The 13182-nt window shown below is 62.9% G+C and carries 12 protein-coding genes; 6 read left to right on the forward strand and 6 right to left on the reverse strand.

The features are described from left to right. Nucleotides 1–115: 115 nt before the first annotated feature. A complete protein-coding gene (hemF, locus tag SS05631_RS08595; RefSeq protein WP_037424340.1) occupies nt 116–1027 on the forward strand; it encodes an oxygen-dependent coproporphyrinogen oxidase in 912 nt (303 codons plus the stop codon). A 69-nt stretch (nt 1028–1096) separates the two neighbouring features. Next, nucleotides 1097–1375, forward strand: coding sequence for a BON domain-containing protein (locus tag SS05631_RS08600; RefSeq protein ID WP_037424337.1), 279 nt, complete (start codon nt 1097–1099; stop codon nt 1373–1375). Between the two features lie 74 nt (nt 1376–1449). Here SS05631_RS08600 and SS05631_RS08605 read toward each other — a convergent pair whose 3' ends face one another. The 4 genes from SS05631_RS08605 to SS05631_RS08620 all read right to left on the reverse strand — a co-directional run bounded on the left by SS05631_RS08605 (nt 1450) and on the right by SS05631_RS08620 (nt 5579). Next, entirely contained in the window at nt 1450–2067 is a 618-nt protein-coding gene (locus SS05631_RS08605) for an ABC-type transport auxiliary lipoprotein family protein (protein WP_037424335.1), read from the reverse strand. Between the two features lie 80 nt (nt 2068–2147). Next, the gene (locus SS05631_RS08610) at nt 2148–3518 is read right to left on the reverse strand and encodes an MlaD family protein (protein ID WP_037424333.1); all 1371 of its coding nucleotides are present in this window, start codon (nt 3516–3518) and stop codon (nt 2148–2150) included. Between the two features lie 84 nt (nt 3519–3602). Next, complete coding sequence (locus SS05631_RS08615) at nt 3603–4412, reverse strand: ABC transporter ATP-binding protein (protein ID WP_037424331.1); 810 nt, start codon at nt 4410–4412, stop codon at nt 3603–3605. Nucleotides 4413–4424: 12 nt separating this feature from the next. Continuing rightward, a complete protein-coding gene (locus tag SS05631_RS08620) occupies nt 4425–5579 on the reverse strand; it encodes an ABC transporter permease (RefSeq protein WP_095677953.1) in 1155 nt (384 codons plus the stop codon). Between the two features lie 187 nt (nt 5580–5766). Between SS05631_RS08620 and dgcA the strand changes: the two genes are divergently transcribed. Continuing rightward, nucleotides 5767–6750 carry an N-acetyl-D-Glu racemase DgcA gene (gene dgcA, locus SS05631_RS08625; protein WP_037424301.1) on the forward strand — a complete coding sequence of 328 codons (984 nt, stop codon included), beginning with the start codon at nt 5767–5769 and terminating at the stop codon, nt 6748–6750. Here dgcA and SS05631_RS08630 read toward each other — a convergent pair. Further along, a complete protein-coding gene (locus SS05631_RS08630; protein ID WP_037424298.1) occupies nt 6702–7922 on the reverse strand; it encodes an MFS transporter in 1221 nt (406 codons plus the stop codon). The two genes, dgcA and SS05631_RS08630, sit on opposite strands and share 49 nt — an antisense overlap. Nucleotides 7923–8027: 105 nt before the next feature. Further along, the gene (locus SS05631_RS08635) at nt 8028–8864 is read right to left on the reverse strand and encodes a UDP-2,3-diacylglucosamine diphosphatase (protein WP_037424295.1); all 837 of its coding nucleotides are present in this window, start codon (nt 8862–8864) and stop codon (nt 8028–8030) included. A 177-nt stretch (nt 8865–9041) separates the two neighbouring features. Between SS05631_RS08635 and SS05631_RS08640 the strand changes: the two genes are divergently transcribed. From SS05631_RS08640 to SS05631_RS08650, 3 genes are all read left to right on the forward strand, one after another. Further along, nucleotides 9042–11354, forward strand: coding sequence for an NADP-dependent malic enzyme (locus SS05631_RS08640; RefSeq protein WP_037424322.1), 2313 nt, complete (start codon nt 9042–9044; stop codon nt 11352–11354). Between the two features lie 173 nt (nt 11355–11527). Then, a complete protein-coding gene (locus tag SS05631_RS08645) occupies nt 11528–12262 on the forward strand; it encodes a LuxR family transcriptional regulator (RefSeq protein WP_037424319.1) in 735 nt (244 codons plus the stop codon). Nucleotides 12263–12416: 154 nt separating this feature from the next. Next, complete coding sequence (locus tag SS05631_RS08650; RefSeq protein ID WP_037424317.1) at nt 12417–13061, forward strand: acyl-homoserine-lactone synthase; 645 nt, start codon at nt 12417–12419, stop codon at nt 13059–13061. Nucleotides 13062–13182 lie beyond the last annotated feature (121 nt).

The following is a 13182-nucleotide window of genomic DNA, read 5'->3' on the forward strand; positions in this document are numbered from 1 at the left end:
ACTGTCACGCGGGCTCGCGGCGCCGTTGCCATCCGGCCCAAAATATGGACTGTGAACGGCGACAGAATCGGGGCTCCCTCTCTGCGAAAGCCCGCCTATTGGAACCGGAATTCCCATGGAAAGACCGCAATTGCCGCAGGGTCTGCCTGCAGACATCGAAGACAAGAAAGCCGAGGCGAAGGCCTGGTTCGAAAGCCTGCGCGACTCGATCTGCGCGGCATTCGAGGCGATCGAGGATGATCTGACAGGACCCTTGTCGGATCGTCCGCCCGGCCGTTTCGTCGGCAAGGACTGGCTGCGCGAGGAAGGCGCCGGCGGCGGCGGCCGCATGTCGATGATGGAGGGCCGCGTCTTCGAGAAGGTCGGCGTCCACACATCGACCGTTTTCGGCGAATTTTCCCCCGAATTCCGCAGCCAGATGCCCGGCGCCAGCGAAGATCCACGTTTCTGGGCCTCCGGCATTTCGCTGATCGCCCATCCGGTCAATCCGAACGTGCCCGCCGTGCACATGAATACGCGCATGGTCGTGACCACCAGCAACTGGTTCGGCGGCGGCGCGGACCTGACCCCCGTCCTCGACCGCCGGCGCCTCATGACCGATCCGGACACCGTCGTCTTTCACCGGGCGATGGAGATCACCTGCAACCGGCATCCGGTCGCCGATCATGCGAAATTCAAAGAATGGTGCGACGAATACTTCTTCCTCAAGCACAGAAACGAGCCGCGCGGCACCGGAGGCATCTTCTACGATTGGCTGCACTCGCCCGAGGATCTTGGCGGCTGGCAGGCCGATTTCGCCTTCACCCGCGATGTCGGCAAGGCCTTCGCCATCGTCTTTCCGAAGATCGTCAGGGCGAATTTCAACACGCCTTGGACGGAGGCCGATCGCGACGAGCAGCTCGTGCGTCGCGGCCGCTACGTGGAGTTCAACCTGCTCTACGACCGCGGCACCATCTTCGGCCTCAAGACGGGTGGGAACGTCGAGTCGATCCTCTCGTCCCTGCCCCCGGTCGTTCGCTGGCCCTGATTGCTCAACGAAGACGCGAACAAATCACAGCCTCCGGCGTTTTCTCCGCAACGACGGAGTGATCGCCGCATGATATTCAAGAAGCGCACATTCTTCGGCCAGGAGCCCGAAAGAATAACCCCCGACCACCCGGCGGAGCTGGAGCGAAGGGTTGCCCACTGCCTTGCCGTCGCGCCGGGCCTTGACGCGGCCGACGTCACGGTGACCTGCAGTGGCACCACCGTCCTGCTCGGCGGCACCGTTGCCACAAAGGACGAAATCCTCCGCGCAGAGGAAGCGGCAATGTCGGTCGCAGGGGTCGGCGAAGTGCTCAACCGTATAGCGCTCTCGAAAAGCAGCAGCGGGTAAACTCAACCTCTGCGACAATGCCCCTCATCTGCCGGCAGGCAGATGAGGGGCGAACGTCCGGTTTAGCGCCGAGCTTAGATAGACCGAAGCGTCCAGCCGACGATATCGGCTGCCACCTTGGCGAAGGCCGCGTCGAGGGCTGCGACAAAGGCCGGATTGCGGGCACCCTGCACCGGTGCGACGGCACGGAATTCCTGCTGCCTGCGCACGGTGCCGGTGCGATCGTCCAAAATCTTGGCGAAGATCTCGACGACCGCCGTATCCGGGCCGTCGGTGGAAATCTCGAAGGCGCGGAGTTCGGTGACCAGCTGATAGTCGATGGCAAGGCCCTGGCCCGGCTTGCCGACGCCACGAACCCTGCCGGTATCGTCGAAAGTCTGGACAAGCCGATCCTGCACCAGGCGCGGCAGGCTGTCACCCCATTGGGCCCCGGCGAGATATTGCAGTTCCGATCTCGACAGCCGGACGACGATCTGGTCGCTGCCGAGTGTCTTCAGGGCCGTCGGTTCCGGCACGAGGATCTGACGGTTCGTTCCGGCCGGGCGTTCGACGACAGGCACCGATGCCAGGCTGAACGTATCGTTGACCGCCTGGCGCGTACCGCAGCCGGCCATGATCGTCGCCAATGAAAGAACCGCAGCAAACCGGGCCGCTCCCGCACCACACCACGCTACCAGACCCGGAAAACCCATACGCACATCATCCCCAAACAACGCGGCGCCGTCCGGCTCCCCGCCCCCACGCAACCTGCCCGCGACCGATGATCAGCGAATCACCGCCGCGTGCGGCCATCATATTGCTTAACAGTCTCGCCGCCGAATAGCAGGCGCTGTGGATTTCGATCGAAATTGGAAATTGTACTCTGCAGGCTCTGCACCGTCCGCCGCGTTTCCGTGACGAGCGTCTCCACGTCCCGCAAGCCGGAATTCGAGAAGCGCTTCAGGTTGTCGGTGATCGGACCGATCTGGGCGTTGAGGTTGTCGGCCATGCGGCGGAACGATTCAAGCGTCGCGCGCGCCTCGGCCGAAAGCGACGGCGCATTCGCGTCTCCCAGGAAGCCGTCGACCTTCGCGAGAATGCCGTCGACACGGTTTGATGCCGCATTCAGCTTGTTCGACATCTCCGTAAAATCGGTGATCGTCTGGTCGATGTCTTCCTGACGGGCGGAAATCTTGTTGGCAAACTCGGATACCTGAGCGGCAACCTTGCGGGCATCGGCGCTCGCCGCGGAGATGTCGTTGACGACGAGCCCCACCTTCTGGCTGTCGACCGCAGCCACCAACGCGTCGACACGCTTCAAGGTCTGCTGCGCGTTCTTGCCGAACTGGTCATAGGTGTCGACGGTCCGCTTGAAACCGGCGATCGCCTCCGAAACGCCGCCGGAAGCGGCCTTGAGGTCGTTGCTCACCTCTTCGACATTGCTGACGATCGTGTCGATCTTCTTCGGATCGACCGACTTGATCAGCCTGTCGGCGCTCGCAAGCGTGGTATCGAGCTTCTTCGAGGCCGCACTGACCGACCCCGATAACTCCTCCACGCTCTTCAGGAACTGATCGATCGCGTCGGAATTGTCCGCCAGCGCCTTGGAGAACCGCTGCGCATTGCCGATTGTCGAGGTCAACGGGCCACGAACTTCCGTGACGAAGCCCTGAATGTCGCCGATGGCGCTGTTCGCCCGATCGAGGATCTGGTCGGCGGTCGCGAGCAGGCTGGTGACGCTCGACTGGTCGGCAAGAATACGCGCCTGCGTCCCGTTCTCGAGTGCCGTCTTCAGGATGTTTTCGTCGCCCTTTCGGCCGCCGCTGAGCTCGATATAGGCCGCCCCAGTCAGGCCCTGGATTTCCAGCGTCGCCCTTGTCGACTTCAACACCGGCGCATCAGCCGAAACCTCGGTAATAGCGATCGAGTAGCGCGGATCGTTGGCGTCGATCGCAAGACTGCGCACGCTGCCGACATTGATCCCGTTGAAACGCACCGGCGAGCCGACCGAGAGACCGTTGGCAGAACCCGGAATGTTGACGACGAGTTCGACCATTTCGCCGCTTCGGCCGTATTGCGACATCCAGTAGACGAAGCCGAAGGCAGCGGCGATCACGAACACCGTGAAAAAGCCGACAATGGCATAATTCGCTTTAGTTTCCATCGGCTCAGACTACCTCTGCGGCCCCGCCGCCACTTCACCCTGCTGCGACACACCTCGCGTCGCCTATTTTATCACTTTTACCGCTCAGTCGTGCTCGAGCACGATCGCCCTCGCCCGCTTGCCGCGGAAATAGGATTTCACCCACGGCTCGTCGCAGGCAAGCATGTCCTCGATGGTTCCCTCGACCAGGACGCGCTTCTGGCCGAGGACGGCGATCCGGTCGCAAACCGAGAACAGGCTGTCCAGATCGTGAGTCACCATATACACGGTCAATCCAAGCGTGTCCCGCAGCTTGGCGATCAACTCGTCGAACTCCGCCGCGCCGATCGGATCGAGGCCCGACGTCGGCTCGTCGAGAAAGACGAGATCCGGATCGAGGGCCAGCGCCCGCGCGAGGGCGGCGCGCTTGATCATACCGCCGGAAAGCTCCGAAGGATATTTTTCCGCCGCTTCCGGCGCCAGGCCGACCAGTTCGATCTTCAGGCGCGCCAGTTCATCCATCAGCCCCTGCGGCAGATCGAGATATTCCCGCATCGGCACCTGGATGTTCTCCCGCACGGTGAGTGCGGAAAAGAGCGCCCCATGCTGGAAGAGAACGCCGAGCCGCATGTCGAGCGCGATGCGTTCCTCCTCACTCACCTTGTCGTATTCCGCGCCAAGGATCTTGATCATGCCTGAGCGCTTCGGCAGCAGCCTCAGGACCGTGCGCATCAGGACCGACTTGCCGGTGCCGGAAGCTCCGACGAAGCCGAGGATCTCCCCGCGCAGCACGTCGAGATTGAGCTTGTCGAGGACGATATTGTCGCCGAAGCCCACGGTCAGGTCGCGAACGGAGAGGATGCTTTCGCGCTCCGCCGCCTGCTCCAACTGCTTCTCCATGACCGCCTGAACCATTTTCCGCCCGCCTCAGAAATCGATCGCCGCGTAGAACATGGCGAACAGGCCGTCGATGAGGATGACGACGAAGATCGACTTGACGACCGACGACGTCACACGCCGCCCGAGCGATTCCGCGCTGCCGCCGACCTTCAGCCCCTCGACAGCGGCAACGACGCCGATGATCAGCGCCATGAACGGCGCCTTGATCATGCCGGCCGCCACCGACGAGAAGTCGACGGCCTCCTGCAGTCTCGCGAGGAACGTCGGTATGGTGATGCCCGAATAGCTCCAGGCAACCAGCGCCGCCCCGGCCAGAGCGGCGAAATTCGCGATGATGGTCAAGAGCGGCAGCACGATCGTCAGCGCCACGAGGCGCGGAAAGACGAGCACGCCGACCGGGCTCAACCCCATGACCTTCAGCGCGTCGACCTCCTCGCGCATTTTCATCGAGCCGATTTCGGCCGTGATCGCGCTGCCCGAGCGGCCGGCGATCATGATCGCCGTCAGCAGCACGCCGATTTCGCGCAGCTGCAGAATGCCGACGAGGTCGACGACGAAGATTTCCGCCCCGAAAGATCGGAGCTGAAAGGCGCCCTGCTGGGCGATGATGGCGCCGATCAGGAACGACATCAGGGTGATGATGGGTGTCGCCATCACGCCCATGCGGTCGATCTGGTGGACGATCGCGGCAGGCGATACGCCGGCGTGACGCCCGAGCTTCATCTGTGCCCCGCGCACCGCGGATCCCAGGATATACATGGCGGCGACCGTGTCGGTCCAAATCGATACGGTCACCTCACCGATCGGTGCAAACAACCGCTGGAAAAGCGGGTCCCTTCGTTTCGAACGCTCCGGCTGCCGCAATTCCTTGGGCAGAGCGCGCACCAATTCGACATAGCGCTCCCCGCCGCCGGCGAAGCGAACCTCGCCCCCGTCCTCGCTGCCGAGCCCGTTCATGAAGCGCCGGATTATCCAGGCGCCGGCCGTGTCCATGCCGGTGATCCCGGAAAAATCGAACTCGTTCCGGCCGCCGGCCGGCTTTCCGAGCCGCTTCAGCTTGTCGGCCATGGCTTCCGCCGTCTGATGCCGCCAGTCGCCGCTGAACACATAGCGTCGGCCCGTCTCCCCGTCGGCCTCGGTGAGGACGACATCGGCAGCCTTCTGGGATGGCTTTCGCGTCACGTGATCTTGGTCTTTCACTTGCTATTCAGTAATCTCTTAAACCAGATTCGATCCCAGGACAAAATCACCCGTCGTTTCAAAGCCGTACGGCAGGCCTTGTGCGGCCGAAAAGACACAGCGCGCCGGCCCGACAGAGCGCCCGGGACATGGCGGACACGGCGAATCCCCACCCCATGAGAGAATAACGATGCCGATCTCGCTTTCAGCTACCGTCGACCATTTTCCGATCGCCGGCACCTTCACCATCTCCCGAAGCTCGAAGACGACGGCGAGCGTCGTGACCTGCACGCTCAGCGACGGCGCCGTCACCGGGCGGGGCGAATGCGTCCCCTACGGCCGCTATGGCGAATCGATCGAATCGGTCCTGAGCCAAATCGAAACCGTTCGAGCGCCGATCGAATCTGGCATCACGCGGCTCGACTTGCAGCAATCGATGAAACCCGGTGCCGCCCGCAATGCCGTCGATTGCGCGTTCTGGGATCTCGAGGCCAAGCGGGCGAACAGATCGGCCGCTGCGCTCGCCGGGCTCGCCGCTCCGGTCGCCCTGACGACCGCCTACACGATCTCGCTCGCCGAGCCCGAAGAGATGATGGCGCAGGCCGCAAGATATGCCCATCGCGCGCTGCTGAAGGTCAAGGTCGGAACCGCTGACGACACCTGGCGAATCCGCGCGGTGCGGAAAGGCGCACCGAAAAGCAGCATCATCCTCGACGCCAACGAGGGCTGGACGCCGGAAAACCTCGCCTTGCATTTTGCTGTCTGCGCCGAGGCCGGCATCGCCCTCATCGAGCAACCCCTGCCGGCGGGACGTGACGAGGCGCTGGGCTCCGTAGCTCGCTCCGTCCCCGTCTGTGCCGATGAAAGCGTGCATGCGACCGCAGACCTGAAGGCGCTCGTCGGACGCTACGACGCGGTGAACATCAAGCTCGACAAGACCGGTGGACTTACCGAGGCGCTGCGCATGCGCGAAGAGGCCCGGGCGCTCGGCCTGAAGGTCATGGTCGGCTGCATGGTCGGCAGTTCGCTCGCCATGGCTCCGGCCGTCCTCGTCGCGCAGGGAGCCGACTTCGTCGACCTCGACGGCCCGCTGCTGCTTGCACAGGACCGCAGCCCGGGGCTTCGCTACGAGGCCTCGCTCGTCTTCCCGCCCGAGCCGAGCCTGTGGGGCTGAAGATACCAGCCGGCATAGGCGAAGCAGCATCCGCATAGCGCCACGACCGACATCGAATAGAAGCCGGCGACACCGAACCAGGCGTAAAAGTAGCCCGACAGGAAGGTGAAGATCGCCGTGAAGATGCCGGTGTAGAAAAAATAGAGGCCCTGGGCGGAGGCCTCCTGCTCCTCGGCGACGCGCTCGACCAGCTTGTGCTGCATGCCGGTGTGCATGATCGCATAGGTAAAGGCGTGCAGGCACTGGAGGACGAAGTAACCGGTAAAACCGAGGTCCATCGGAAAGATCAGCCAGCGCGCGACCGCCAGCAGGCAGCCGGAGAAGATCATCGTCCAGACGCTGAAGCGCCTGGTAATGGCCTTGGCAAAGAAGAACATCAGCACTTCCGCCGCCACCCCGGCACTCCACAGCGCCCCGATCTGCGTGCCGCTATAGCCGATCTGCTGCCAATAAATGGCAGAAAACGCGAACAGCATCGCATGGCTGCTGTTGACCAGCGTGACGCCGATCAAAAGCAGCTGCAAATCGGGCTGCCGCAGCGATTGCGGCGGCGCTTCGGTGATTGCCGTGATCGGCGAAGGCCTGCGTGGGCGGCCGATGCGCGGAGCTGCGCAGGCCATCGCAACGGTCAGGCCGAAACCGGCGGCCATCGCCGGCAGCACCATTGCACCGCCGATGAGGCCGGTCATCCAGCCGCCGAGCATCGTCGCACCAATAAAGGCGATCGATCCCCAGACGCGCATCTGCGCATAGTCAAAACCCCAGCGGCGCACGCCCGAAAGCGCGATCGCCTCGACGATCGGGAGGTAAGGCGAATAGGCGGCCGACTGCAGCGCATAGATCACCAGCACCGGCCAGAAGTCCTTGGCGAAGAAGAGGACGAAGGCGAGTGCAAGCGAGAGGCAGGCCGACCAGATCAGCACGATCGTGCGCTCACCGAGCCTGTCCGCCAGCACACCCGCCAATGGCGCCGTGATGACCCGGATGAACATCGGCACGGCGAGGACCACGCCGATCTCGAAATCGCTCATCGACAAGCCGTTGAGCCAGACCGGGAAATACGGCATGGCGAAGCCGTTGACGATCAGCGGCGCGCAGAAGAGCAACGCGATGCGGAGCGCGAAATAACGCGGCGGAGGCCCCAGGACGGGGGGCGCGGATGCGGGAATCATGGGAGGACCTGATGGCTGTGCGCAACCCCTAGCACGAATATCCGCCAGCTCGCCAGCCGCTAGTTTTAGCCACTTTGGTGGGGCTCAGGCCTGGTACCGAGGACCTCAGGCTGCCCGCGGCGCGGCCAAAGTCACGGGCAAGCCATCGGCCGAGGTTTCCACCGCCACTCCGCCGCGCAGGCTATGCCAGGTGAGCAGTTCCATCGTGCCGTCGAAATGCTCGGCGATCGCCGTGCAGCTTTCGACCCAGTCACCGGTGTTGATGTAGCGGATCTCGTCGATGTCCTCGATCACCGCGTGATGGATATGCCCGCAGATCACGCCCTGGGCGTTATGCCGGCGGGCTTCCTCCGCAACGACCCTCTGAAACTCGCCGATGAAATTCACCGCGTGCTTGACCTGCAGCTTCGCCCAGGACGAAAACGACCAATACGGCATGCCGAGGCGGCGGCGAATGGCGGCAAGGCCGATATTAATAGCGATTGCCGTGTCGTAGGCCCAGTCGCCGAGATAGGCGAGCACACGCGCGTTGCGCACGACGACGTCGAATTCGTCGCCATGCAGCACGAGGTAGTTGCGCCCGTCCGCGCCCTGGTGCATGTGGCGCGCCGCGACCTCGATACCGCCGAAGTGGACGCCCGGAAAATCCCTCATGAACTCATCGTGGTTGCCGGGAATGTAAATAATGCGCGAACCCTTGCGCGCCTTGCGCAGGAGCTTCTGAACGACGTCGTTGCAGGACTGCGGCCAGTACCAGCTCCGCTTCAACCGCCAGCCGTCGACGATGTCGCCGACGAGAATGATAGTCTCGGCCTCATGGTGGCGCAGGAAATCGATCAGGTAGTCCGTCTTCGCCGCCTTCGAGCCCAGATGGACGTCGGAGATGAACAGCGTCCGCAATTTCCGCACCGGATTCTGTTGAGATCCCGATATCGCAACCATGAGATCCTCGCCTTCTCGAGCTTTGTCTCGCCTCGTCAAAACCAGACTCGTGTTTCAGGAAGATGACACCGGAATTCGGCGGGCCGGATCGGGCTGATGAAAAGCGCTGCCGTGAAACTGTACGCGGGCGGGAATTCGTGCCAAAAGGCCCCGATCCAGAAACGGGGATGTGACGGCATGACCACGGGCGAAATAGCGAAACCTCAATCGGCTCCGGCGAGCGGAGACATCGACCAGCAGGCACTCTTCTTCCACCGCTACCCCCGTCCGGGCAAGCTAGAGATCCAGCCCACCAAACCGCTCGGCAATCAGCGCGATCTGGCGCTCGCCTATTCGCCCGGCGTCGCAGCCCCCTGCCTTGCCATCAGGGATGACCCGGCGAGCGCCGCCGATTTCACCGCCCGCTCTAACCTCGTCGCCGTGGTCTCCAACGGCACCGCCGTGCTCGGCCTCGGCAATATCGGTCCCCTGGCCTCAAAACCGGTGATGGAAGGCAAGGCCGTCCTCTTCAAGAAATTCGCCGGCATCGATGTCTTCGATATCGAGATCGACGCGCCGACCGTCGAACGCATGGTCGACGTGGTTTCCGCGCTCGAGCCGACCTTCGGCGGCATCAATCTCGAAGACATCAAGGCTCCGGAATGTTTCGAGGTCGAGCGCCGCTTGCGGGAGAAGATGGACATTCCCGTCTTCCATGATGACCAGCACGGAACGGCGATCATTGTCGCCGCCGCCGTCCTGAACGGCCTGGAACTCGCCGGCAAGGACATCGCCAAGGCGAAGATCGTCGCCTCGGGCGCCGGCGCTGCCGCCCTTGCCTGCCTGAACCTTCTCGTCACCCTTGGCGCCAAGCCCGAAAACATCTGGGTCCATGACCTGGAGGGTCTCGTCTATAAGGGCCGCGAGGTTCTGATGGACGAATGGAAGGCCATCTACGCGCAGGACAGCGCCAATCGCGTGCTTGCCGACAGCATCGGCGGCGCCGACGTTTTCCTGGGACTTTCTGCAGCAGGCGTCCTCAAGCCCGAACTGCTCGCCCAGATGGCCGAGAAGCCGCTGATCATGGCGCTCGCCAACCCGACACCGGAAATCATGCCGGAAGTGGCGCGCGCCGCGCGGCCGGACGCGATGATCTGCACCGGACGCTCCGACTTCCCGAACCAGGTCAACAACGTCCTTTGCTTCCCGCATATCTTCCGCGGCGCGCTCGATTGCGGCGCGCGCACCATCAATGAAGAGATGAAGATGGCGGCGGTGCGGGCAATCGCCGGCCTGGCGCGCGAGGAGCCGTCGGATGTTGCGGCCCGTGCCTATTCAGGGGAAACGCCGGTCTTCGGACCCGACTATCTCATCCCCTCGCCCTTCGACCAGCGGTTGATCCTGCGCATCGCTCCGGCGGTGGCCAAGGCTGCAGCCGAGAGCGGCGTCGCTACCCGGCCGATCCAGGATTTCGACGCCTATCTCGACAAGCTCAACCGCTTCGTCTTCCGCTCCGGCTTCATCATGAAGCCGGTCTTCGCAGCCGCCAAGAACGCCCCCAAGAACCGCGTCATCTTCGCCGAAGGAGAAGACGAACGGGTGTTGCGCGCCGCCCAGGTGCTCTTGGAAGAAGGCACGGCCAAGCCGATCCTGATCGGCCGTCCGCAGATCATCGACACCCGCCTCCGCCGCTATGGCCTCAGAATCCGTCCCGATGTCGACTTCGAGGTCGTCAATCCGGAAGGAGATCCGCGCTATCGCGACTACGTCGAAGAATACTTCACCCTTGTCGGCCGTCTCGGCGTCATCCCGGAAGCCGCCCGCACGATCGTCCGCACGAATACGACGGTGATCGGTGCGCTGGCGGTCAAGCGCGGTGAAGCGGACGCATTGATCTGCGGGGTCGAAGGGCGCTACAGCCGACACCTGCGCGACGTTTCACAGATCATCGGCAAGAAGCCGGGCGTACTCGACTTCTCGGCGCTAAGCCTGTTGATTTCCCAGCGCGGTGCGACCTTCTTCACCGACACCTATGTGAGCTTCAGCCCCAGCGCCGAGGAAATCGCCCAGACGACCGTGATGGCCGCCGGCGAAATACGCCGCTTTGGCATCACGCCGCGCGCTGCCCTTGTTTCCCATTCGAATTTCGGATCGCGCGAATCCGAGAGCGCCGCCAAGATGCGCGCCGCGCTCAAGCTCGTCCGCGAGCTGGCGCCCGATCTCGAGGTCGACGGCGAGATGCACGGGGACGCAGCCATCTCCGAAACGCTGCGCGAGCGGGTGATGCCGAACAGCACGCTGAAGGGCGAAGCCAATCTGCTCGTCTTCCCCAATCTCGACGCCGCCAACATCACGCTCGGCGTCGTCAAGACGATGACGGACAGCCTTCATGTCGGGCCGATCCTGCTCGGCTCGGCGCTGCCGGCCCACATCCTTTCCCCCTCCGTCACCTCCCGCGGCGTCGTCAACATGGCGGCTCTTGCAGTGGTCGAGGCAAGCCATCCCGCCTGAGGAATGGCTCTCCGGTCTATCGCGCTTTAGGTATTTCCGCGGCAGCTTGCCGCGGAAATACAACCATGCATTGATCTAGTGAAAAGACTTGCACCGATTACGAAATATAGCACTAGACAAAAACCGGCAGGCTAAACCATGTTTATTCTAGGGGCATGAATCGGTGTTACGGCATGACTAATCAACAGGCTGTCCTCGATCTGCTGGATATCGTGGAATATGGCGGGTGTGCGGAACCGCAGCAATTCTTCGCCTTGATGCGTCGTACCTTCGATATTGCGCATCTTCTCTATCTGGAAGCGGAACCGACGGCCGAGGGTCTCAAGGTCTGCCGCCTGCATCACACCTTCGGCGCCTATGCCGAGGAGCTCTATCTGTCGCGCGGTCTTCACCGGATCGACCCTATCCTTCGGCTTGCTCTCGGAGGCGTAAGGCCTGTGGAATGGGCACCCGCACGCCGCCGCTTTCCCGAATGCGAGCCGCTCTTCGAGGCTGCAGAGGACCTCGGCCTGTCCACGGAAGGGGTCGCCCTGCCGCTGCCTTCGCCGGCCGGCCGCATGGCGCTGCTGGCGATCAGCGCCAACATGTCGCCGACGGAATGGTCCGAATATCGCCGCTGCCATCTGCGTGACTTCCAGCTGGCAGCCAATCTCTTTCATGCCTCGATGCTCGAGCGGACGATGGCAGATACGATCGACGAGCGCGATCCGCGCTTGACCAGCCGCGAAACCGAGGTCCTGACCTGGTCGGCAGCCGGCAAGAGCTATTGGGAAATCGCGACGATCCTCGGCATTTCCGAACGCACGGTCCGCTTCTTCATGAGCAATGCACGCCGCAAGCTCAATGTCGTGTCGAACACGCAAGCGGTTGCGCAGGCAGTCCGCCATGCGTTGATCCCCACCATCTGACGGGGGAATTTACCATCGGAGCTCGCTCCGGGCGCCGGATGCCCCACAAATTTTGTGGGAAAAATCGTTGGATTAAACTGTCACTACCGACAGTTACATGTGTCGCCCGAGCCTGACAGCATCGCTCCATCGCGCAAACACGATGGAGCGAAAGATGATCAGGATAGTGAACGGAAACGCTCGCGGAAAACATCCGCAGGCCATCGACGAGATGTTCCGGCTGCGCAAGCGCGTCTTCCACGACTTCTTGAAATGGGACGTCAGGACCGAGGGCGATTGGGAAATCGACCACTACGACAAGGCCAATCCGCTCTATGTGATGTCCTATTCGCCGGAAACCGGGAAGCTGCGTGGCTCGCTCAGGCTCCTGCCGACGCTGGGGCCGAACATGCTGGATGATACATTCCCGGTGCTGCTCGGCGGCAACCCGGAAATCCGGAGCGCTTCGGTCTGGGAATCGAGCCGCTTCTGCATCGACCCGGATATTTCCCAGGACCGGTCTTCGAACCAGGTGACGGTCGCCGCCGCCGAACTGATGTGCGGCGTCGGCGAACTTGGCCTTGCCTCCGGCATCAGCCACATCGTCACCGTCACAGACGTCTTCCTTGAGCGGATGTTCCGCCGCATGGGGTGCCCCGGAGAACGGATTGCCGAGCCGCACAGGATCGGCAATGTCTACGCGGTCGCGGTCGCCTGGGAAGTGTCGAGAAGCCTGCTTCGACAGATGAAGGCCGTTGCCCTCATCGAAGGCACGGTGCTCGAACGGCCCATGTCGCTCGAAACTGCAAGGGCGGCCTGATCATGGCCGGGCCGTTCAGGCGGCCCGGCCCTTCCTGTCTCGGAACACGTATTAACACAAACGCCGTCTTGTCGTTGCGCCCTCACCCTAACGTCGTATGATGTGACTACAGGCGCCCCTG

It is taken from the genome of Sinorhizobium sp. CCBAU 05631 (assembly GCF_002288505.1).
Lineage (GTDB): Bacteria > Pseudomonadota > Alphaproteobacteria > Rhizobiales > Rhizobiaceae > Sinorhizobium > Sinorhizobium fredii_C.

Excerpts from the sequence above, each read along its gene's own strand:
- SS05631_RS08630 (WP_037424298.1), bottom strand. The coding sequence starts at position 7,922 with ATGATTCCCGCATCCGCGCCCCCCGTCCTGGGGCCTCCGCCGCGTTAT.
- SS05631_RS08615 (WP_037424331.1), bottom strand. The coding sequence starts at position 4,412 with ATGGTTCAGGCGGTCATGGAGAAGCAGTTGGAGCAGGCGGCGGAGCGC.
- hemF (WP_037424340.1), top strand. The coding sequence starts at position 116 with ATGGAAAGACCGCAATTGCCGCAGGGTCTGCCTGCAGACATCGAAGAC.
- SS05631_RS08600 (WP_037424337.1), top strand. The coding sequence starts at position 1,097 with ATGATATTCAAGAAGCGCACATTCTTCGGCCAGGAGCCCGAAAGAATA.
- SS05631_RS08640 (WP_037424322.1), top strand. The coding sequence starts at position 9,042 with ATGACCACGGGCGAAATAGCGAAACCTCAATCGGCTCCGGCGAGCGGA.
- SS05631_RS08635 (WP_037424295.1), bottom strand. The coding sequence starts at position 8,864 with ATGGTTGCGATATCGGGATCTCAACAGAATCCGGTGCGGAAATTGCGG.
- SS05631_RS08605 (WP_037424335.1), bottom strand. The coding sequence starts at position 2,067 with ATGGGTTTTCCGGGTCTGGTAGCGTGGTGTGGTGCGGGAGCGGCCCGG.
- dgcA (WP_037424301.1), top strand. The coding sequence starts at position 5,767 with ATGCCGATCTCGCTTTCAGCTACCGTCGACCATTTTCCGATCGCCGGC.
- SS05631_RS08610 (WP_037424333.1), bottom strand. The coding sequence starts at position 3,518 with ATGGAAACTAAAGCGAATTATGCCATTGTCGGCTTTTTCACGGTGTTC.
- SS05631_RS08650 (WP_037424317.1), top strand. The coding sequence starts at position 12,417 with ATGATCAGGATAGTGAACGGAAACGCTCGCGGAAAACATCCGCAGGCC.
- SS05631_RS08645 (WP_037424319.1), top strand. The coding sequence starts at position 11,528 with ATGACTAATCAACAGGCTGTCCTCGATCTGCTGGATATCGTGGAATAT.